20 protein-coding genes are annotated in these 21690 nt (G+C 63.9%); 9 read left to right on the forward strand and 11 right to left on the reverse strand.

The annotated features are described in order from the left end of the window. Window positions 1-19 precede the first annotated feature (19 nt). The 4 genes from EN845_RS19325 to EN845_RS19340 all read left to right on the forward strand — a co-directional run bounded on the left by EN845_RS19325 (window position 20) and on the right by EN845_RS19340 (window position 4715). A complete protein-coding gene (locus EN845_RS19325; protein WP_127871263.1) occupies window positions 20-790 on the forward strand; it encodes an L-iditol 2-dehydrogenase in 771 nt (256 codons plus the stop codon). 164 nt (window positions 791-954) lie between these two features. Next, window positions 955-2433: a mannitol dehydrogenase family protein gene (locus tag EN845_RS19330; protein WP_127871264.1), complete on the forward strand. Its 1479-nt coding sequence runs from the start codon at window positions 955-957 to the stop codon at window positions 2431-2433. A gap of 15 nt (window positions 2434-2448) precedes the next feature. Further along, window positions 2449-3132 (forward strand): HAD-IA family hydrolase, encoded by a 684-nt coding sequence (locus EN845_RS19335; protein ID WP_127871265.1) that lies wholly within the window; start codon window positions 2449-2451, stop codon window positions 3130-3132. Then, window positions 3129-4715, forward strand: coding sequence for an FGGY-family carbohydrate kinase (locus EN845_RS19340; RefSeq protein ID WP_127871266.1), 1587 nt, complete (start codon window positions 3129-3131; stop codon window positions 4713-4715). Before EN845_RS19335 ends, EN845_RS19340 begins: the two co-directional genes overlap by 4 nt. 7 nt (window positions 4716-4722) lie before the next feature. Here EN845_RS19340 and ugpC read toward each other — a convergent pair whose 3' ends face one another. The 6 genes from ugpC to EN845_RS19370 all read right to left on the reverse strand — a co-directional run bounded on the left by ugpC (window position 4723) and on the right by EN845_RS19370 (window position 11121). Further along, a complete protein-coding gene (gene ugpC, locus EN845_RS19345) occupies window positions 4723-5808 on the reverse strand; it encodes a sn-glycerol-3-phosphate ABC transporter ATP-binding protein UgpC (RefSeq protein WP_127871267.1) in 1086 nt (361 codons plus the stop codon). A gap of 2 nt (window positions 5809-5810) precedes the next feature. Further along, window positions 5811-6857 carry an NAD(P)-dependent alcohol dehydrogenase gene (locus EN845_RS19350; RefSeq protein WP_127871268.1) on the reverse strand — a complete coding sequence of 349 codons (1047 nt, stop codon included), beginning with the start codon at window positions 6855-6857 and terminating at the stop codon, window positions 5811-5813. Window positions 6858-6872: 15 nt separating this feature from the next. Further along, window positions 6873-7685, reverse strand: coding sequence for a carbohydrate ABC transporter permease (locus tag EN845_RS19355; RefSeq protein ID WP_127871269.1), 813 nt, complete (start codon window positions 7683-7685; stop codon window positions 6873-6875). Continuing rightward, window positions 7682-8548 carry a sugar ABC transporter permease gene (locus EN845_RS19360; protein WP_127871270.1) on the reverse strand — a complete coding sequence of 289 codons (867 nt, stop codon included), beginning with the start codon at window positions 8546-8548 and terminating at the stop codon, window positions 7682-7684. The genes EN845_RS19355 and EN845_RS19360 overlap by 4 nt, the downstream gene beginning before the upstream one ends. A 142-nt stretch (window positions 8549-8690) precedes the next feature. Continuing rightward, window positions 8691-9962: an extracellular solute-binding protein gene (locus EN845_RS19365; RefSeq protein WP_127871271.1), complete on the reverse strand. Its 1272-nt coding sequence runs from the start codon at window positions 9960-9962 to the stop codon at window positions 8691-8693. Window positions 9963-10203: 241 nt separating this feature from the next. Continuing rightward, entirely contained in the window at window positions 10204-11121 is a 918-nt protein-coding gene (locus EN845_RS19370) for an AraC family transcriptional regulator (RefSeq protein ID WP_127871272.1), read from the reverse strand. 243 nt (window positions 11122-11364) lie between these two features. Here EN845_RS19370 and EN845_RS19375 point away from each other — a divergent pair, with 243 nt between their 5' ends. Further along, on the forward strand, window positions 11365-12768 hold the full coding sequence (locus EN845_RS19375; RefSeq protein WP_127871273.1) for an MATE family efflux transporter: 1404 nt from the start codon (window positions 11365-11367) through the stop codon (window positions 12766-12768). Window positions 12769-12931: 163 nt separating this feature from the next. After that, a complete protein-coding gene (locus tag EN845_RS19380) occupies window positions 12932-13288 on the forward strand; it encodes a VOC family protein (RefSeq protein ID WP_127279975.1) in 357 nt (118 codons plus the stop codon). 224 nt (window positions 13289-13512) lie between these two features. On the opposite strand, the gene EN845_RS19390 is transcribed toward EN845_RS19380, so the two are convergent. The 5 genes from EN845_RS19390 to speB all read right to left on the reverse strand — a co-directional run bounded on the left by EN845_RS19390 (window position 13513) and on the right by speB (window position 17492). Continuing rightward, entirely contained in the window at window positions 13513-13947 is a 435-nt protein-coding gene (locus EN845_RS19390) for a peptidylprolyl isomerase (protein WP_127279976.1), read from the reverse strand. A gap of 285 nt (window positions 13948-14232) precedes the next feature. Continuing rightward, the gene (locus EN845_RS19395; RefSeq protein ID WP_127279977.1) at window positions 14233-14880 is read right to left on the reverse strand and encodes an amino acid ABC transporter permease; all 648 of its coding nucleotides are present in this window, start codon (window positions 14878-14880) and stop codon (window positions 14233-14235) included. After that, window positions 14877-15533: an amino acid ABC transporter permease gene (locus EN845_RS19400; RefSeq protein WP_127279978.1), complete on the reverse strand. Its 657-nt coding sequence runs from the start codon at window positions 15531-15533 to the stop codon at window positions 14877-14879. The genes EN845_RS19395 and EN845_RS19400 overlap by 4 nt, the downstream gene beginning before the upstream one ends. Window positions 15534-15539: 6 nt before the next feature. Continuing rightward, complete coding sequence (locus EN845_RS19405; RefSeq protein ID WP_127871274.1) at window positions 15540-16349, reverse strand: transporter substrate-binding domain-containing protein; 810 nt, start codon at window positions 16347-16349, stop codon at window positions 15540-15542. Between the two features lie 81 nt (window positions 16350-16430). Beyond that, a complete protein-coding gene (speB, locus tag EN845_RS19410) occupies window positions 16431-17492 on the reverse strand; it encodes an agmatinase (RefSeq protein WP_127279980.1) in 1062 nt (353 codons plus the stop codon). A 210-nt stretch (window positions 17493-17702) separates the two neighbouring features. Here speB and gcvA point away from each other — a divergent pair, with 210 nt between their 5' ends. From gcvA to EN845_RS19425, 3 genes are all read left to right on the forward strand, one after another. Further along, on the forward strand, window positions 17703-18674 hold the full coding sequence (gene gcvA, locus EN845_RS19415; protein WP_127871275.1) for a transcriptional regulator GcvA: 972 nt from the start codon (window positions 17703-17705) through the stop codon (window positions 18672-18674). A 119-nt stretch (window positions 18675-18793) separates the two neighbouring features. Then, the gene (pncB, locus tag EN845_RS19420; protein WP_127871276.1) at window positions 18794-20098 is read left to right on the forward strand and encodes a nicotinate phosphoribosyltransferase; all 1305 of its coding nucleotides are present in this window, start codon (window positions 18794-18796) and stop codon (window positions 20096-20098) included. A 64-nt stretch (window positions 20099-20162) separates the two neighbouring features. Further along, window positions 20163-21548, forward strand: coding sequence for a hypothetical protein (locus EN845_RS19425; RefSeq protein WP_189522875.1), 1386 nt, complete (start codon window positions 20163-20165; stop codon window positions 21546-21548). Window positions 21549-21690 lie beyond the last annotated feature (142 nt).

Below are 21690 nucleotides of genomic sequence, written 5' to 3' on the forward strand. Positions count from 1 at the left end.
GAGCGGTGAGGATGGAGCGGTGAGGCTGAGAGGCAAATCGGCGCTGATCACCGGGTCGGCGCGCGGCATCGGCAGAGCCTTCGCCGAGGCCTATGTGCGCGAAGGCGCCACCGTGGCGATTGCCGATATCAATCTCGACGCAGCGCGCAAGACCGCGGCTGAAATCGGCGACCACGCCTATGCGCTAAAGCTTGACGTCACCGACCAGGCATCCATCGATGCCGCGGTCAAAGCGGTGGAGAGCAGGACCGGCGGCCTCGATATCCTGATCAACAACGCCGCTCTGTTCGACCTGGCGCCGATCGTGGAGATCTCGAGGGCGAGCTACGAAAAGCTGTTTTCCGTCAATGTCGCCGGCACGCTGTTCATGTTGCAGGCAGCCGCCCGGTCGATGATCGCGCGGGGCAAGGGCGGCAGGATCATCAACATGGCGAGCCAGGCCGGGCGTCGCGGCGAACCGCTGGTCGCGGTCTATTGCGCCACCAAGGCCGCGGTCATCTCGCTGACGCAGTCAGCCGGGCTCGACCTGATCAAGCACCGCATCAATGTCAACGGCATCGCACCCGGCGTCGTCGACAGCGACATGTGGGACGAGGTCGATGCCTTGTTCGCCAAATACGAGAACCGGCCGAAAGGCGAAAAGAAACGGCTGGTCGGCGAGGGCGTACCGTACGGCCGCATGGGCAAGCCGGAAGACCTCGCGGGCATGGCCGTGTTCCTCGCCAGCGACGAGGCCGAATACATCGTCGCCCAGACCTACAATGTCGATGGCGGCCAATGGATGAGTTGAAAAGGATGAGTTGAGGGGGAAGGCGCTTCTCTCATTTCCTCCGGAGAAGTGCCGAGGGGGCGGGTGAGGGGCAGCATACTGGAACATCAGGTGCGGCCCCTCATCCTCGCCCTCCCGAAGGAGGCGAAACAGTCGGGCTGCAAATCGGCCAAAGGGTAAAGCAGATGACCGTGAAACTCTCTTCCTCGAGCCTCGCCACGCTTCCATCCAAGGTCGCAGGTCCGAACTATGACCGGTCGGCGCTGAAAGCCGGCATCGTGCATTTCGGTGTCGGCAATTTCCACCGCTCGCATCAGGCCGTCTATCTCGACGACCTGTTCGGTCAGGGCATCGGCCATGATTGGGCGCTGGTCGGCGCCGGCGTGTTCGACGGCGAGAAGATCGGCCGCGGCAAGCTCGAAGAGCAGGACTGGCTGACCACCGTGGTCGAGCAGGACGAAGGCCACATGAGCGCCCGCGTCACCGGCGCGATGATCGATTTCCTGATGCCGGGCGATGCCGCCGCCATCATCGAGCGGCTGGCCGATCCGGCGATCAGGATCGTATCGCTGACCATCACTGAAGGCGGCTATTTCATCGATCCGGCCTCCGGAGTCTTCAACCCAACTCATCCTGATATTGTCGCCGACGCGCAGCCGGGCGCCACACCAAAGACCGTGTTCGGCATCATCCTGGCTGGCCTCATGCGCCGCCGTCAGGACGGCATCGTGCCGTTCACCGTCATGTCCTGCGACAACATTCCCCATAACGGCCATGTCACGTCGGACGGTGTGATCGGCCTTGCCCGCCTGATCGACGAGGACCTGGCGAGCTGGGTCAGCGACCACGTCGCCTTCCCGAACGCCATGGTCGATCGGATCACGCCGGCGACCAGCGACCGCGAGCGCAAGATCCTCGCCGACGATTTCGGCCTCGAAGACAATTGGCCGGTGTTCTGCGAGCCATTTCGGCAATGGGTGCTGGAAGACCATTTCACCGATGGCCGCCCGCCGCTGGAAAAGGTCGGCGTGCAGTTCGTCAGGGAGGTCGCCCCTTACGAGCTCATGAAGATTCGCATCCTCAATGGCGGCCACGCCACCATTGCTTATCCGGCCGGGCTGATGGACATCCATTTCGTCCATGAGGCGATGCAGGAGCCGCTGGTGCGCGGCTTCCTCGACAAGCTCGAGCATGACGAGATCATGCCGACCGTGCCGCCCGTGCCGGACACGGTGCTGGAAGACTACTACCAGCTCATCGAGAAGCGCTTCTCCAATCCCAAGATCGGCGACACAGTGCGCCGGCTCTGCCTCGACGGCTCCAACCGCCAGCCGAAATTCATCATCCCGACCATCGCGGACCGGCTGAAGGCGGGCAAAGGCGTTACCGGACTGGCGCTGGAATCGGCGCTGTGGTGCCGCTACTGCTTCGGCACGACGGACAGCGGCGCCGTCATCGAACCCAACGACCCGAGCTGGGATCGGATGCAGGCAACGGCAAAGGCGGCAAAGGCCGCGCCTGCCGCCTGGCTTGCGATGGACGACATCTATGGCGATGTCGGCCGCGCCACCGCCTTCGTCGAGGCCTTCGCCCACGCGCTCAACGTGCTCTGGGCCAATGGCACGCGCGCCACGCTGACGCGCTACATCGCCGGCAAGCTCTGAGAGCCAGCCGGCACCATGACGCCTGAACTGGTCATCTTCGACTGCGACGGCGTGCTGGTCGACAGCGAGGCGCTCTCCGTCTCGGCGCTGCTCGGCATGATCGAACTTGCCGGCGGCAGCATCGGCGAAGACGCCGCCTACGAACATTTCCTCGGCAAGAGCATGAAGAGCGTGCGCGAGATCCTCGGCCGCGACTTCGGCCTGGAGATCACCGACCGGCATCTCACCGCCATGCGCGTCGACCTCATGCGAAAGTTCCGCGAGGAGCTGAAGCCGATCGCCGGCGTCAGGGAGATGTTGCCGAAGCTCCGCCTGCCGTATTGCGTTGCCTCTTCCGGTACGCTGGAACGGATTCGTTACGCGCTCGACGTCACCGGCCTGCTCACGCTGATGGAGCCGCATCTGTTCAGCGCCGCCATGGTTGCCAGGGGAAAGCCGGCACCGGACCTTTTTCTCCACGCTGCCGCCAGCATGCGGGCGCGTCCGCGCAACTGCCTGGTCATCGAGGACAGCCCCGCCGGCGTCGCGGCGGCACGCGCGGCCGGCATGCACGTCTTCGCCTTCACCGGCGGCGCGCACGCCGGCAATCCGGGATTGAAAGCGCGGCTTGCGTCGACCGAACCGGACTTTATATTCGCTGACATGCTGCAATTGCCGGAGCTGATTGCAGGCCTGGGAGCGAGAGTTAGAGCATCTTGACGAAACAGTTTGTCTGCGCGGTCGATGTCGGCACCGGGAGCGCTCGCGCGGGCATTCTCGACGCCAGTGGTTCCTTGCTCGGCCGTGCCGAGCGGCCGATCGCCATGAATCAGCCGAAGCCCGATCATGCCGAGCATGATTCACGCGACATCTGGTCCGCCGTCTGCACCGCCGTGCGTGCCGCGCGGGAAAAGGCAGGCGTCGCCGCCGAGCATATCGCCGGTATCTCCTTCGATGCCACCTGTTCGCTGGTCGTGCGTGACAGGCAAGGCGGCCAGCTCAGTGTTTCGACCACCGGTGAAAAGCGCTGGGACACCATTGTCTGGCTCGACCATCGCGCCATCGCCGAGGCCGACGAATGCACCGCAAGCGGCCACGAGGTGCTGAATTATATCGGCGGCGTCATGTCGCCGGAGATGGCGACGCCGAAGCTGATGTGGCTGAAGCGTAATCTGCCCGGCACGTGGAAAGAAGCCGGCTATTTATTCGACCTGACTGATTACCTGACCTGGCAGGCGACCGGCTCGCTGGCGCGCTCGCAATGCACGCTGACCGCCAAATGGACCTACCTGGCGCACCAGGAAACCGCGTGGCAACGCGATTTCTTCGAACTCGTCGGCCTCGACGATCTTTTTGACCACGGCAATCTGCCGGAGCGGGCCAGCCCGGTGGGTGCCTACATCGGCCCGCTGACGGCGCGGGCAGCGGCAGAACTCGGCCTGACCGAAAACTGCCGCGTCGGCGCAGGCGTTATCGACGCCTATGCCGGCGCGCTTGGCGTGCTCGGCGGCTTCGCCGGCGACGACCAGAATATCGGCCGCCATCTGGCGCTGATCGCCGGCACATCGAGCTGCGTGATGGCCATGTCGCCCGACCCGCAGCCTTTCGCCGGCGTCTGGGGCCCGTACTACGGCGCCGCCCTTCCGAAGCTGTGGCTGTCGGAAGGTGGCCAGTCGGCAACCGGGGCGCTGCTCGACCACATCATCCGCTGGCATGGCGCCGGCGGCGAGCCGAACGCGGCCATGCATGCCAGGATCGCCGCGCGCGTCGCCGAACTGCGCGCCGCCGAGGGCGAGGGCCTTGCCGGCCGGCTGCACGTGCTGCCGGATTTCCATGGCAACCGCTCGCCGCTCGCCGATCCGCACGCGGTCGGCGTCGTCAGCGGTCTGACGCTGGATTCGTCCTTCGACAGCCTGTGCAAGCTCTACTGGCGCACCGCCGTCGGCATTGCGCTCGGCGTGCGCCATGTGCTGGAGGCGCTGAACGAGAATGGCTACCTGATCGACACGCTGCATGTCACCGGCGGCCACACCAAGAACCCGCTCTTGATGGAGCTCTATGCCGACGCCACCGGCTGCACGGTGGTCGAACCGCTGGCCGACGAGGCGGTGCTGCTCGGCACCGGCATGGTCGCCGCGACCGCCGCCGGGCTGTTTCCCGACCTCAACGCCGCCTGCCTTGCCATGCAGCAGGGCGGCAAGAGGCGTGCTGCCAACCCGGCCGCCGGCGCCCGCTTCGATCGCGACTACCGGATCTTCCTGGAGATGCACCGGCAACGCCAGGCGCTTGACGCGATCCGGTAGGCTTTGCCTATTGCTTGCGCAGCGACGCGCCTGATGTCGCGTCGAACAAATGGATGCTTTCTTCCTCGAATGTGTAGCGGACAGGGGCATGCAGCACCGGGCATTCGCGTGCCGGTACCAGTGCGCTGATCCCCTTGCCGCCGGAGCCGAATGTCACCAGCGCGTCATTGCCGTGGAATTCGATGAGATCGGCGGTGCCTTGCAATATGCCGGCGGCGCCGGCACTGGCTGTCTTCAGGTCCGGGGGCCGGATGCCCAGCACGGCGCGATCGCCAGGCTGGAGATGAAAGCCCGCCCCGTCTAACGAAAGCACCGTTCCGGCGCCGGTCAGCGTCCAGCCGTTCGCCGCCCTGCCGACCGTCACCTCGATGAAATTCATGTTCGGCGTGCCGATGAAGCCGGCCACGAACATATTGCCCGGCCGGCCGTAGATCTCCGCCGGCGAGCCGACCTGCTCGATGACGCCATCCTTGAGCAGCACGATACGGTCGGCTAGCGTCATCGCCTCCAGCTGGTCATGGGTGACGTAGACGGTGGTGGTCTTCAGCGACTGGTGCAGCCGCGCGATCTCGACGCGCATATGGTTGCGCAATTTGGCGTCCAGATTGGACAACGGCTCGTCGAACAGGAACACCTTGGGCGTCTTGATCATCGCCCGGGCGATCGCCACGCGCTGCTGCTGGCCGCCGGAGAGCTCGGCCGGCTTGCGGCCGAGATAGGGGTCGAGCCCGAGCGTCCTCGACACCGCTTCGACCCGCTTGCGGATTTCGGGCGCCGGCACCTTCTGGCGCCGCAGCCCGAAGGCGATGTTGTCGAAGATCGTCATATGCGGGTAGAGCGCGTAGTTCTGGAACACCATGGCGATGCCGCGGTCGCCGGGATCGAGGTCGTTGACTACCTTGCCGCCGATCGAGACCTCGCCGCCGCTGATCTCCTCCAGCCCCGCCAGCATCCTGAGCAAGGTCGACTTGCCGCAGCCGGACGGTCCGAGGAAGACGACGAATTCGTGTTCCTCGATCGAGAGGTTGAGATCGCGGATCACCGTGGTGGCGCCATAGGCCTTGTCGACATGGGAGCAAACGATCGCGGACATGGTCAGTCCTTTTCGCCGGTAAGCAGGATTTGCAGTTTGACGTCCTGCGGGTTGCCTTCGGCGGCCCGTTCGAACGCCTTGATGCTGTCGGCGAAATCATAGGTGCCGGTGATCAGCGGCTTGAGATCGACCTTGCCGGAGGCGATGAGCTGCAGGGCGCGATCGAAGATGTTGGCGTAGCGGAACACCGTTTCGATGCGCACTTCCTTCGAGATCGCCGCCGGCACGTTGAGGGCCACCGGCTCCACCGGCAGCCCGACCAGCACCACCGCGCCGCCCGGCCGCACGACGTCGAACAGGTCGGCGAAAGCCTTGGGGCTGCCGCTCGCCTCGAAGACGATGTCGGCGCCCCATTTGTCGGTCGCGGCGGCGACGGCATCGACCAGCGACTGCTCGCCGATATTGACCGGGACGATGCCGGCATATTGCGCGGCGATCTTCAGCTTGGGCGCGGAAAAATCGGAAATCAGCACTTTCGAGCAGCCGCCGGCAAGGGCGGCAAGCGCGATCATGATGCCGATCGGCCCGCAGCCGACGACGACGGCGACATCGCCCGGGACGATGCGGGCACGGCTTGCCGCCTGCATGCCGATGGCGAAGGGCTCGACCATCGCGCCCTCGGCGAAGGAGACATTGTTCGGCAGCCTGTAGGTGAAGGCCGCCGGGTGGACGGCGAAGGGCGCCAGCACGCCATGCACCGGTGGCGTCGCCCAGAAGCGCACGTCGGGATCGACATTGTAGATGCCGAGTTTTGTGGCGCGCGACGACAGGTTGGGCACGCCCGGCTCCATGCAGACGCGGTCGCCGACCTTCAGGCTGGTCACATTGGCGCCGACCTCGACGATGGTGCCCGCCGCCTCGTGGCCGAGCACCATCGGCGCCCGCACGATGTAGCTGCCGATGGCGCCATGCGTGTAATAGTGCACGTCGCTGCCGCAGACGCCGACGGTGTGGATGGCGATCCTGACATCGTCCGGCCCGACATCGAGCGGCAATGCGATCTCGCGCAGCGACAATTCACCTTTTTTCTCAAGCACCAAAGCCCGCATCGGGTCGTCCTCACTTCAACTCTTTTTTTGCCGGAAAACGGAATTCAGGAAACCGCTGAGCACGCCGAGGAACAACAGCGGCGGCAGCGACAGGAGCACGACCGAGGCGTTCAAGATTCCCCACGGCACGTTCATGCCTTGCTGGGACAGTTCCGAGGCTACGATCGGCAAGGTCTTGGCGTTGGAACTCGACAGCATCAGCGCGATCAGGAATTCGTTCCAGACCAGCACGAAGCTGAAGGCGACCGCGCCTATCAGCGAGCGCGCCGCGACCGGCAGCGCGATTCGCCAGAACACCGCGTAAGCGCCGTAGCCGTCGACGAAGGCGGCTTCCTCGATCTCGTTCGGCACGCCCTGGAAAGCGGGGATCGCGAGCCACATGATGACCGAGATGGTGAGCAGCGAGTAGGTGACGATCAAAGCCGGCAAAGTGTCGTAGAGGCCGAGCTGCAGCCAGATCACCATCAGCGGGATCGCCACCGCCACCGGCGGCAGGAAGCGCAGCGACAGCACGAAGAACTGGATGTCGCCGGCCCAGCGGTTGGGATAGCGCGCCACCGCGTACGCCGCGGGCAGGCCAAGCACGACGCCGATCAGCACGGCTATGCCGCAAGCGACGACCGAATTGTAGAGGCCGGTGATGACGCTGTCGCGGCCAAGGATGTAGCTGATGTTGGCAAGCGTCGGCGTAAACACCAGGCGTGGCACGCGGGTGATGATGTCGACGCTGTTCTTCAGCGAGTTGAGCGCCGTCCACAGCAGCGGGAACACCGCGATGAAGCCGGCGAAGGCCAGGACGGCCTTGGCGACGATGCGGCCGGGCTTCATGCCTGCACCCGCTTCCACAGCATGGTGAAAGTGATGACGGTGGCGATCATCATCAGCACCGCCATGGCCGAGGCATAGGACACCTTGCCGGATTCGATGAAGCCTTGCGAGAAGGCGTACATGTCGAGCGTTTCGGTCGCCACGCCCGGCCCGCCGCGGGTCATCACATAGATCAGGTCGAAGGAGCGCAGCGACTCGATCATCTTGACGAACATCAGGCTGATCAACGGCGCCTTCAGCATCGGCAAGGTCACATAGGCGTGGATCTGCCAGCGTTTGGCATGGTCGAGCCTTGCGGCCTCGATTGGCTGCGGCGGCAAGGTCTCCAGCAGCTTCAGCACGATGACGGCGAAGAACAGGCCCCACTGCCAGACATCGACCGAAGCGACGGCCAACAAAGCCGTCGACGGCTTGGACAGCGGATCGAAGATCAGCCCGCCGGTGAGCAGGCGGTAGGGGTAGGTGGCGATGCCGTAGAGCGGATGATAGGCGAATTTCCACACGAAGGCCGCCGAGACGCGCGGCAACAGCACCGGAATGATGAACAGCAGGCAGTAGAGGTTGCGCAGGCGCGGCGAGGCGGCCTCGAACATCAGCACGCCGAGCCCGATGGCCACCACCATCGTCGCGACGACGGTGACGACCTCCCACTTCACCGAGACCCAGACGGCGTTGAGGAAGCGGCGGTCGAGGAACAGATCGGCAAAATTCGCGAACCAGACCCAGGAATAGCCGGGTGCGCTCAATTCGCGGTTCTGCAAGGCGATGACGATGGCATAGAGCGTCGGCACCATCGACAGGATCAGCAGAATGACCAGCGTCGGCACGACAAAGGTGACCGGCAGGGATGAACGTCGAGGCATTGGTCTCAGGCCTTGCTGTGTCGCTGATATCTGGACATGACGGAACCGTCGCGCATTTCAGGGAAAGGCAGGCCCTCCTGCGGCGCACGGGTCCCGGCATTCGCGGGAATGCCGCGGACCGTACGCCGCAAGAGGGAGGGGCCTATTTCTTCACCAGCTCGTTGGCATAGGCCTCGAGCTCGTTGAGGCTGCCCTTGACGTCGGTGCGTGTGCCGGCGATCAACTCCTCGAGGATAATGCCCCAGCGGTCGCCGAGATCAGGCCAGCGCGGGTCCTGCCAGAAGTTCACCGCCGTCACCTTGCCGGTTTCGGCCAGCGCCTGGCCGAGATCGGCGCCGTAGATATCGGCGAATTCCTTGCTGGACAGGATACTGGTGCGGTTCAGCTCACCGAACTGGTGGGCGTCGAGCCGGCGCTTCTCGTTTTCCTTCGACGTTGCCCAGGCGATGAACAGGCCGGCGCATTTCTTCGAAGCGTCGTCGGCATTGGCTTTTGCCGCGATGGCGAGGCCATGGCCGTAACCGCCGCCGGGAAGCGGCGAGGGTGGCGGCAGGAAGCCGATCTTGCCGACCACTTGCGAGGTCTTCGGATCAACCGCCATGCCCGAAAGCGGCGTCGATTCGACGAGGATCGCGACCTGGCCCGACAGGAAGGCGCCGGTCGATTCATCCCAGCTGCCGGTCTGCGTGCCGGGAGCGGAATCCTTGAACAGTTTCAGATAGGTCTCGGTTGCCTTGACGGCGGCGTCCGAGTTGAAGGCTGGCTTGTCGCCGTCGAACCACTTGCCGCCATTGGCCTTGAAGAACGGCATCCAGCGCCAGACATTGGCGCCCGAGCCGCGCGCGCCACGCAGCGCGATGCCGTACATGCCCTTGTCGGCGTTGGTCAGTTTCGGCACGTCAGCGATCAGCTCGTCCAGCGTTTTCGGCGGCTGGATGCCGGCGGCCTCCAGCACGTCCTTGCGGTAGACCATCAGGTCGCCGCCGCCGGTCAGCGGCGCGAACCAGACCTTGCCGTCATAGGTGGCAACCTTCTGGCGGCCGGGGTCGAAGTCGGCATAGTCATAATCAGCCGGATAATAATCGGTCAGCGGCACGATCCATTTCGATGAGGCGAACAGCGCCACGTTCGCTTCATCGACATAGTAGACGTTGTAGTTGCCGACGGTGGAGGCGTCCGCGCGCGACTTCGCGCGGCGATCGTTTTCATTGAGATAATCGATCTTGAAGCTCGCGCCGGCAAGCTTCTCGAACTCGGCCTTGGAGTCCTCCAGAAGCGTCAGGCCGTCGCGCGGCTGCGCCAGCACCTTGACCGGTGCCGAGCAGACCGGCGCCTGCGCCAGTGCAATGGTTGAAACGGTAGCGGAAAGCACGAAAGCTGCGCCGAGGCTGGCAGCGAGCCGAACTGGTTTCATGATCTTTTCTCCTCCAGGAATACGTCGCGGGAAGCGCAGGTCCTCGGGTTACGCGATCCTCACCATCGCCCGAACGACTTGCCACCCATCGCCAAAATGCGCGGTTGCGATGGGCCAAGCTAGAAGCCCCGTTGCAGCAGACCTGTACTTTTATGCATTGTGCAACGCAAAAGCCGGCCTCCTTATGGGGAGCCTGTCACACGAGTATCGATCTGGTCCAAAACGATGGTTCAGGAAGCGCTTATGCGCGCATCGCCAGACGCTGTCGCGACAGCTTGCGATAGGATGACGGCGTCATCTTGTGCTTGCGCAGGAAGGCGCGGTTGAAATTGGAGATGTTCATGTAGCCGACCTGGAAACAGATATCGGTGATCGGGACGTCGGTATCGGCCAGAAGCTTGCAGGCCTGCCAGAGCCTCAGCTTGGCAAGATGGTCGCTGAACGAATTGCCGGTGTTCTTCTGGAAGAAGCGCGAGAAAGTGCTTTCAGTCATGCCGGCCAGATCGGCCATGTCAGGCAGTTTGAGATCCTCGGCGAAGTGCTGGAACAGATAGGTCAGCGTGCGCTGGATGATATCGAGCGAAGCGGCGTCGAGAACCGGCGAGAAATCCGGCGACGACAACAGCTCGTATTCGTCGGTCCTGGCCAGCAGGTCGACCAGTTCGAGGAACAGGCAGAGGCGGGCGAGCCCCTGCACCGTGCCCATCCGCTCCATGAGCGCGGCGCCTTCAAGCGCGGTTCGGCCGTGGAAGACGATGCCGCGCAGCGACCGCTCCAGGAACGGCTCCAGTTCGCGCAGTTCCGGCAACAATCCCGCCGATCCGCGCAGCCGCTCGGGATCGAATTGCAGCACGATGTCACGGCCCTCGATCAATTCGTCCGGCTGCACCGCGGTGACCCAGTCATGCGGCAGGCCGCCGCCGACGATGGTCAGGTAGCCCGGGCCGAACTCGCCGATATGGTCGCCGACCAGCACGACGCCGGAGGACTTCCTGAGCAGATGGATCTCGTATTCCGGATGAAAATTCCAGACATTGCGCTCCCAGGGATAGTCGTCGAGGCGCCACAGGAAACTGTCGCTCGCCTCGGTGACGATATGCTCGAAGGAAGGCACCGTGCGCGGGATCGCGGCCGGGTTCTTTCTGCGCCTGAACGCCATCCTGCCTCCCACATTCGCCGGTTGCCGATGTCCAATCCGTAGCAGCCCCCGGCCGGCAAGGGAACGAGGCGACGCCTGCCGGGCAAAGCCGCTGGCTCAATCTGTTCACGCGCCTCCTCCCTTGCCTTCATGTCGCATTTCGTTCAATAGACGGCGCAAACGCCGCGAAACCGAAGGTTTTGCCGTTTGCAATGCGGCTTCCGGCTCTTTGCCGATGCGCCGCAACCTTGAAAGAGCAGGACAATGTCCGCGATCGAAGCCGGCGCCCGCGCGCCGGAAAATCTTTGGCGCCAGGAAATCAGGGCGACGCTGGCGCTGGCCTGGCCGATGGTGCTGACCAATCTCGGCCAGACGGCGATGACCGCGACCGACGTCATGATGATGGGGCGCCTCGGTGCCGATACGCTGGCCAGCGGCGCGCTTGGCGCCAACCTCTATTTCATGCCGCTGATCTTCGGCCTCGGCCTGATGCTGGCGACCTCGCCGATGATCGCCACCGAGCTTGGCCGCCGCCGCCATTCCGTGCGCGACCTGCGCCGCACCGTGCGCCAGGGCCTCTGGCTGGCAATCCTGATCTCGATCCCGATCTGGCTCGTTCTCTGGCACGGCGAGGCCATCCTGCTGGCGATGGGGCAGGAGCCCGCGCTGGCGCATCAGGCCGGCATCTATCTGCGCTGGCTCGAATGGGCGGTGCTGCCCTTCTACGGCTACATCGTGCTGCGTTCGTTCATCTCGGCGCTCGAGCGGCCGGGCTGGGCGCTGGTCATCGTCTTCGTCGCCGTGGCTTTCAACGTGTTTGCGAACTGGGTGTTCATGTTCGGCAATCTGGGTGTTCCGGCGATGGGCATCGCCGGCTCGGGCCTTGCCACCTCGCTGTCCAGCACGCTGATGTTCGTCGGCATGGCTGTCGTGGTGATGTGGGAGAAGAAGTTCCGGCGCTACCATCTGTTCGGCCGCTTCTGGCGGTCCGACTGGCCGCGCTTCAAGGGCCTGCTGCGGCTCGGCCTGCCGATCGCCGGCATCCTCGCCTTCGAGGTGACGATCTTCAACGCGGCGGCGCTGCTGATGGGCCTGATCGACGCCGATTCGCTGGCCGCGCACGCGATCGCCATCCAGATCGCCTCGATCTCCTTCATGGTCCCGCTCGGCCTCAACCAGGCGGTGACGGTTCGGGTCGGACTGGCGCATGGCGCCGGCAATCCCGAGGGCGTGTCGCGTGCCGGCTGGACCGCCTTCGTCATCGGCGTTTCGTTCATGGCGCTGATGGGGCTGGTGATGGTGCTTTGGCCGCATCTCCTGATCAGCGCCTTCATCGACCTGGGCAATCCCGCCAATGCCAGGGTGATCGCGCTTGCCGTGTCGTTCCTGGTCTTTGCCGCCCTGTTCCAGGTCTTCGACGGCGCGCAGGCGGTTGCCGCCGGCATGCTGCGCGGCCTGCACGACACCAAGGTGCCGATGATCTATGCCGCGATCGGCTACTGGGGCGTCGGCCTGCCGCTCGGCGTGCTGCTCGCCTTCCATTTCGGCTTCCACGGCGTCGGCATCTGGATCGGCCTCTCATCGGGGCTGGCCGTGGTGGCGGCGCTGCTTCTGGCGCGCTGGCTGCGGCGCAACCGCATCGCGCCGTCGCTGGCGTTCGGACATTGAGACCACGGGTGCCGATAGCAAAGGGCCGCATGGCTCAACATCGCTGCTCATCAAATGGCGCTATCAGAAGCGCCGAGACGCCAGACCTGCCGAAATCGCGCCAAATGCGGAACTCACTCAATGTTCAAGCGTTGGCGGATTTCAATCAGGATTGAGGCACACGATGGATATCCAAGGTATTTACGCCGCTCTGGCCACGACGAATATGGCAGCGTCGGAGCGCTTTTACACACTCCTGTTCGAACGCCGGCCGGACGACCGTCCCATGGACAGCCTGATCCAGTGGCGTGGCGTCGCGGGCGCAAACATCCAGATATTTCTCAATGAAAGCAACGCTGGATCAAGCATGTGCACGATCGTCGTGCCAAACATGGACAAGGCCCGTGCATCGCTGGAACGCGTGGGCCTGACCCTGGGAAAAGAAAAAGCCGGCGATTTCGGCAGGGTGGCGCATATTCGCGATCCGGACGGCAATCAGCTCACCCTGGCCGAGCCACCCGGCGCCACCCAAGCACGATGAGGGGCCCCAACGCCGGGTGATCGCGTTCACCTTGTCATTCCTGGTCCTTGCCATTGGTTGGGCAATTCCCGTTTTCGTCTGGCTCAATCAGTTGCCGTCCGACGACGTCGCGCAGAGCAGCCTGCGGATATCGCCGAACCCGGCGATCGACCCGAACACCAGCGCCGCCACCGCGACGAAGAACACCGAACTTTCAGTCGTGATTCATCCCGTTGACGCCGGAACTACGCCGCCTGGACGATCTCGACCAGTTCAACGTCGAACACCAGGTCCTTTCCGGCCAACGGATGATTGCCGTCTAGCTTGACGCTGGCGTCGTTCACGCCGACGACCGTTACCGGCATGGGGCGCCCCTCGCTGGTTCTGACCTGCAATCGGGTACCGATATCGACATTGATGTTATCCGGCACGCGGGCGCGGTCGATGGTCATGACCGCTTCGGGGCGGTGGGGGCCATAGGCGGCTTCGGCGGGAACGGTGACGGTGCTTTTCGCGCCGACCTCCATGCCCTCGACATGGGTTTCAAGACCGGAGATCACCTGCCCTTCACCCAGGGTGAATTGCAACGGTTCGCCGCCGGAAGCGTCGAATTGAGTGCCGTCGGCCAGACATCCAGTATAATTGATGCGCACGGTGTCGCCATTCTTGGCCTGTGTCATGGCAGTTATCCTTTTGGGAGCTTTTTGAGGGGACCGGCCAGAGGTCACGGTCCCGTTTTCGATCATCCACGCACCAAAGTGCGCGGCGCGAAACTCTAAAACTAGGTGACCGGCTGCAGATGTAAAGCGCTGGAGCTGCCAAACGGCTTCTCCATGTGCCGCCTTCATTCGCGTGCGGCCTGCGCGATAATGCCCGCCGCCGGCCTTCAGCGCAGGTCAAGCCACCACCGAAATCACTCAATGTAGTCGCGGTCGATGTTGGCCAACGCAACGTGCTCTCGCGGCTCAGATCGCCGACGCTCGCTTCTCAAGTCTGCGCGCATATTGCGTCAGTGGAAAGCACATGACGAAGAAGATGAGCGCCACCAGTCCGTAGACTTTGAACGGCTCGAAAGTGGCGTTGTTGATGGCGTTCGAGGTCCGCACCAGCTCCTCGAAGCCGATGATCGAGGTCAGCGCTGTCGACTTGATCAATTGCACCAGGAACCCGACGGTCGGCGCGCGGGTGATGGCGAACGCCTGCGGCAGGATGATCAGCCTGAGTTCCTGCAGATAGTGCAGGCCGAGGCTGGCTCCGGCATCCCATTGACCAAGCGGCAGCGCGTCGACACCGGAGCGCCAGATCTCGGCCAGATAGGCGCTGGCGAAGAAGGTCAGGCCGAGCACGGCCGCCGTCCAGGGCTCGATGCGTAGGCCGAGCATCGGCAGACCGAAGAACATCAGGAAGAGCTGCATCAACAGCGGCGTTCCCTGGAACAGCGCGATATAGCCGGAGGCAAGGCGCCGGCTCCATTTGTTCCTGGAAATCCGCAGGAACAGCACCGCCATCCCGACCACGGCGCCGCCGACAAAGGCAGCCAGCGACAACAGCACCGTCCAGCGTGTGGCCAGCAGCAGGTTGCGCACGATGTCCCAGAGGGTGAACTCGATCATGACACGCCAGCTCCGAGCGCGCGGCGCCCGCCGGTGACCAGCAGCCGGCGCAGGGCCATCGACAGGGCGAGATAGACCAGCGTCACGACGAAATAGGTCTCGAACGAGCGAAAAGTGCGCGCCTGCAGCATGTCGGCCTCATAGGTCAGCTCGCGCACGGCGATCTGCGACACGACGGCCGACTCCAGCATCATGATGACGATCTGGCTGGTCAGCGCGGGATAAATCACCTTGAGCGCCTGCGGCAGTACGATCTTGATGAACACCTGGCGCGGCCGCAGCCCGAGTGCCAGCGCCGCTTCCGTCTGCCCGTGCGGCACCGCGTCGAGCCCGGCGCCGACGATTTCGATCGTATAGGCGGCCATGTTGAGCGTCATCGCCAGCATGGCCGCGAGGATCGGGTCGAGCCTGATGCCGAGGCTCGGCAGACCGAAGAAGATGAAAAACAGCTGCACCAGGAAAGGCGTGTTGCGCATCACCTCGACATACCAGGCGATGGCGTGGCGCAGCAGAGCGGGACCGTTTCGCCGTCCGGCGGCCCCCAGGATGCTGAGCAGCGTTCCCGCCAGCGTTGTCACGGCGATCAAAAGGATCGTCGTGGCGGCGCCGTGGGCGATGTCGCTCACGGCACCTGGAAGCCAGCCGAAGGCCACGGCAGCTCAATCCTTGAGGTTGTCGGGGTTGAGCGGCGTCTTCAGCCAGGCCTTCGAGCTTTCATCCAGCTTGCCGTCAGCCAGCATCTTGGCGACGGCATCGTTGACGGCCTTCTTGAGGGCATCCTCATTCTTGTTGAGGCCGATATGCGAGGGCGAGGTCAGAAGCTGGAACTTCTGTTCCGGCTTCAGCACGTCCTGCTTCGCCAGAACCTGGGCGCCGACATCGTTGCCGACGACCATCAACTGGGTCTGGCCGGAAATGAAGGCCTGGATCACCGAATTGTAGTTGTCGAAGCGCTTGATGTCGGCAGAAGCGGGCGCTGCCTCGGTGAGCGAGGTGTCTTCCAGCGTGCCGCGATTGACGGCGATCGACTTGTCGGCAAGGTCTTCCTTGCCCTTCACCGACATCGCCGCCGGACCGATCACCGCGATGTAGTACGGCGCGTAGGCGGCGGCGAAGTCGATGACCTGCTCGCGTTCCTTCGAGTAGCCGACGCTCATCAGGATGTCGACGCGGTGGTCGTTGAGGTAAGGGATGCGGTTCTGGCCGGTGACGGCCACGGTGTTGAGCTTCACCTTGAGCGTGTCGGCGATGTACTGCGCGACATCAATGTCGTAGCCCTTGAGGCTCATGTCGGAACTGGCCGAGGAGAAAGGCGGGAAGTCGGCGAAAACGCCGACATTGATGGTGCCGGCCTTGGTGATATCGGCCAGCGCGTCGGCCTTGGCCGCCTGCGTGGCGAGGCCGAGACCTGCCGCGCCCAGGACCAGGACGGCGGCGATGGATGATTTGAACGTCGATCGGATTGTCATTGTCATTCCCCTTCTGGATGCTTTTGATTGTTTGGGTCGGCCGCCGGCTCCAGCGCGGCGGCCGCCTTTGCTTTCCGGCCGTCAGGCTCCCTTGCCGGCGAGGGCCGGGCTGAACACCATCAGGCTCAGGATCTCGAACAGCACCTGCGCGCCGGCATGCGCGGTGTTGGTGGTCGCGTCATATTGCGGCGCCACCTCGACGACGTCGCCGCCGACGATGTTGAGGCCCTTGAGGCCGCGCAGCAGCTCGAGCACTTCGCGCGTGGTCAGCCCGCCGACTTCTGGCGTGCCGGTGCCCGGCGCGAAGGCCGGATCGACGCTGTCGATGTCGAAGGACACATAGGTCGGGCCATGGCCAACGATCTTGCGCGCCTTCTCGATGATGGCGGGAATGCCGAGCCCGGTCACCTCCTCGGCATGGACCACGGTCATCCCGGACTCGTAGGTGAACTCCCACAGATACTCGGCGGCGCCGCGTATGCCGATCTGGATGGTGCGCGTCGGGTCGAGCACGCCGTCCAGCACCGCGTTGCGGAACGGTCCGCCGTGGTGGAATTTGGTCAGGTCGAACAGCCCGCTGGTGTCGCAATGGGCGTCGATGTGGATGAGCCCGACCGGCGCCTTCTTGCCGACAGCCTTCAGGATCGGGTGCGTGATCGAGTGGTCGCCACCGACCGACAATGGGATGACACCGGCGTCGACGATCTGATTGATGCGCCGCTCGATATCCTCATGGCTGGTCTCCAGCCTGTAGCGGCTCTGGAACGGAACGTCGCCGATGTCGGCGACCCTGAGCTCATGCGTCGGCGCGCATTCCAGCACATGATTGTAGGGGCCGATGCGCTCGATGGCCCGCAATGCGCGCGGCCCGAAGCGCGAGCCCGGCCGGTTGGTGACGCCAAGATCCATCGGCACGCCAATGATCGCCACCTGCAGGTCACCAAAGTCCGGATTGTCAGCGGCGATTTCGCGATAAGGCGCCGTGAGGAACGTCGGGATGCCGGAATAGGGCGCCAGCCGCGTGCCGCTCTTGGAAAAGATCTTGTCGGCGACCTTGCGGAATTTCGGGTCGAACATCTCGCCGCCATGGCTCTCGCCATATTTGCGACGCAGCGCGTCGAGCTTGCCGCGATCGTATCCCATATCCGCTCCTCCTCAGGTGATGCAGTGTTGCCGTCGGTGATCTCGGGCGAACCGACCGTCATCCGGCCGGGCCGCTGTCCCGCTGGCTGAATGCAGATTTCACGTCTTGATGTTGTTCCGGGCAAAAGTGTCCGGCAGCCGCATTGAAAAAGCAATTGATATTGTTAGGGTGGTTTCTGTGAGAAAATCTCACAATGAAGCGGAGCGTCCATGGCCAAGCGCCTGCCACCTCTCAACCCACTGCGCGCCTTCGAGGCCACGGCGCGCCATGCCTCGCTGACCAAGGCGGCGAGTGAGCTGAATGTCACGCATGGCGCCGTCAGCCACCAGATCAAGGCGCTGGAGCAATCGCTCGGCGTCAAGTTGTTCGAACGCGTCGGCCAGCGGGTCAAGCTGACCCCGCATGGCGCCGAACTTTTGCCGGCGGTGTCGACGGCCTTCGACGGCATCGCCGCCGCAACGCAAAGGCTGACGCGGCCGGCAAGCAGCGGCGCGCTGTCGGTGTCCTGCGTGCCGGCACTGCTGCTTTTGTGGATGACGCCGAGGCTCGGCAGCTTCACCGCGCAATATCCTGATATCCAGCTGACGCTCATCCCCTCCAACGACCCCAGGGATATCCGGGCGCCGCATATCGATGTCTGCGTGCACTATGGCGATGGCAGCTGGACCGATTGCTGGATGCGCAAATGGTCGGGCCTGGAGCTGTTCCCGGTGGTCAGCCCGACGCTGATCAACAACCGGCCGATCCGCAATGTTCGCGACCTCGCCGACCATGTCTTGCTGCATGGTGACGATGGCCGCGAGTGGCACACCTGGCTGGCCGCCGCCGACGCGCTGGACCTGGAGCGCGGTCGGCGCCATCATCTCGGCGATGCGCGCATGACGGCGGAGGCCGCGGTGCACGGCCATGGCGTGGCGCTGGGCGACTCGGTGACGGCAAGCGCGCTGCTGGCCAGGGGCATGCTGGTCGCTCCGTTCAGCCTGTCGGTGCCCGCGGTCGATGATTTCTATGTCGTTTGCCGCAACGAAATGCGGGCGACGCCGATCGTGCAGGTGTTCATGGACTGGCTGTTCGCCGAGAAGGCGGGGGATGACGGCCGCGCCGGCGCCCCCGTGGCGGGCCGCCTCGTCACCCGCCGCAAACGTCCAGCGCTCAAGGTGATGGGCGGCAAACCCTCGTAGCCGCACGCAGGGCTTTCTTTTTGTCGGGCCAGCCTGAAAGCGGGGAGCGTTTTGGTCAATTCGATGCTATGAGGCCTGTCGCTATTGTGGTGGCAGAGCAGCGAAGGCGGTAACGAGACATGGCCAAGACCGATATTGCGCGGCGCGTCTACAACCACACCTGGAAGCTCGACCCGATCGTGCGCAGCCTGCTCGATACCGATTTTTACAAGCTTTTGATGCTGCAGATGATCTGGGGGATGTATCCCAAGGTCGATGCCACTTTTTCGCTGATCAACCGCACCACCTCGGTTCGGCTCGCCGACGAGATCGACGAAGGCGAGTTGCGCGAACAACTCGACCATGCCCGCACGCTGCGCTTCTCCAAGAAGGAGATGATCTGGCTCGGCGGCAACAATTTCTACGGCCGCAAGCAGATTTTCGAACCGGAATTCCTCGCCTGGCTGGAAGGCTTCCGGCTGCCCGACTATGAGCTCTCCAGGCATGACGGCCAGTACGAGCTCTCCTTCTCCGGCCCGTGGATGTACACCACGCTGTGGGAGATCCCCGCGCTCGCCATCATCAACGAATTGCGTTCGCGGGCCGCATTGCGGTCGTTCGGGCCGTTCGCGCTCGACGTGCTCTATGCCCGCGCCAAGGCCAAGATGTGGGCCAAGACCGAACGGCTGAAGGCGCTGCCCGGCATCCGCATTTCCGATTTCGGCACCCGGCGGCGCCATTCCTTCCTGTGGCAGCGCTGGTGCGTCGAGGCGCTGAAGGAAGGCATTGGCGAAGCCTTCACCGGCACCTCCAATGTGCTTCTGGCCATGGACAACGACCTCGAAGCGCTCGGCACCAACGCGCATGAACTGCCGATGGTGTTTGCGGCACTCGCCAATTCGGAAAAAGAGCTGAAGCAGTCACCCTACAAGGTGCTGCAGGATTGGCAGCGTTACTATGGCGGCAATCTGCTGATCGTGCTGCCCGACGCCTTCGGCACCGCTTCCTTCCTGCGCGACGCGCCGGACTGGGTCGCCGACTGGACGGGCTTCCGTCCCGACAGCGCGCCGCCGATCGAGGGCGGTGAGAAAATCATCGACTGGTGGCGCGAGAAGGGCAAGGACCCCAGGCAGAAGCTGCTGATCTTCTCCGACGGGCTCGAGGTCGAGACCATCGAGGAAACCTACCGCCACTTCAAAGGCAAGGTGCGCATGTCCTTCGGCTGGGGCACCAACCTGACGAATGATTTCGAAGGCTGCGCGCCGACGGAGACCAACAGCCTCGATGCCATATCGCTGGTCTGCAAGGTGACCGAGGCCAATGGCAGGCCGGCGGTGAAACTGTCCGACAACCCGGCCAAGGCGACCGGCGATCTCAAGGAGATCGAGCGGTATTTGCGCATTTTTGGCGCTAAGGATCGCGTGGAGCAACTGGTCAAGGTTTGAGGAGGTAGGCGGGATCTTGGAGAGGTCGAGTCCCGCCGTAGAGGGCTGTCGCTGGTCATTAGCGTTGCTGTCTGCCGCTTTGGGGCTCGTCTTACCCACCCCCGCCTTCGCCCACGCCTCCGACCGTGGCCACGTCCTGCTCCTTCCAACCGGCTATTATCTCATCGGCGGCGCCTTCGCCGTAGCAGCCAGTTTCCTCGTCCTGGCATTGCTCCCACCTGCTTCCCTCGACCGTTTCTGGCGTCGGCGCGTACCGCTTTTCACATTCAGCGACGGCGCCCGGATCGTTATCAGCCTGATTTCCTTTGCCGGCTTGGCAATCCTCATCACCGCCGGCTTCATCGGGAGCCGCGATCCGCTTTCCAATCCGCTGCCTTTGGTGGTGTGGACGCTGCTATGGGCCGGGCTGACCCTGCTGCAAGGGGTGTTCGGCGATCTCTGGTCGTGGCTCAACCCGTGGTACGGCCCCTGGCGGTTGCTGTCCCGCCTGACGGGCAGAGGCGATGAGGTGGCCAGGCAACTTCGGCAATGGCTTGGCTGCTGGCCGGCCGTCATCCTGTTCCTGGCCTTTGCCTGGTTCGAACTCATCGATCCGGCGCCGGACGATCCGGCACGGCTTGCCTTTGCCGCCGGCTTCTATTGGCTGGTTACTTTTATCGCCATGCTGGTGTTCGGCTACGATAAGTGGAGCCGCGGCGGCGAATTCCTCGGCATCTTCTTCTCGATGGTGTCGCGCTTCGCGCCCGTCGCGCGCGACGATGACGGCCGGCTCGCGCTGTGCTGGCCGGGCGCCAAGCTGCTGGCGGCCGAACCCTTGCCGGCCAGCGGCATGGCGTTCCTGCTGCTCGCTCTGTCCTCGGTCTCGTTCGACGGCCTGTCGAAAACCTTCTTCTGGCTCGGCCTGTTCGGCATCAACCCGCTGGAATTTCCCGGCCGCACGGCGGTGATCGACAGCGGCACGCTGGGACTCGGTATGACATTCGCGCTGCTGACAGCGGTGTTCCTTCTCGCCGTCTTTCTCGGCCAGCGTCTTGCCCGCAGCGATCGGTCTCTCGCCCAGTCGGCGGGACTGCTGGTGTGGTCGATCGTGCCGATCGCGCTCGCCTATCATGTCGCGCACTATCTGACGGCGCTGCTGGTCGACGGCCAGTATGCTTTGGCCTCCCTGTCCGATCCATTCGCGCTGGGCTGGAACCTGTTCGGCACCGCCGACATGCAGGTCGAAGCCGGCATCGTTGCCGGCGCCGGCTCCGCATGGTGGTTGTGGAATGTCCAGGCCAGCGCCATCATCCTTGGCCATGTGCTGGCGGTTCTCGTCGCCCACGGCTTTGCCTGGCGCCTGCATCCCCAGCCCACTCGCGCCGCGCTCAGCCAGTTTCCGCTCACTGTTTTGATGATCGCCTACACCATTTTCGGTCTTTGGCTGCTTGCCACGCCGACGGTCGGATGAGACAAGCCATCCCGTGCGGGCTTGCCCCCACGGAAAGCTCGCTTGCCAGGCCAAGCCTTTGGTGATTTAGTTTGTACACATGCAATTTTGCATCCTCTTGCCGAGGATGTTCGAGCCGCCTTATCGTTGGTCAAAACGCAAA

It is taken from the genome of Mesorhizobium sp. M8A.F.Ca.ET.202.01.1.1, assembly GCF_004791595.1.
Taxonomy (GTDB): Bacteria; Pseudomonadota; Alphaproteobacteria; order Rhizobiales; family Rhizobiaceae; genus Mesorhizobium.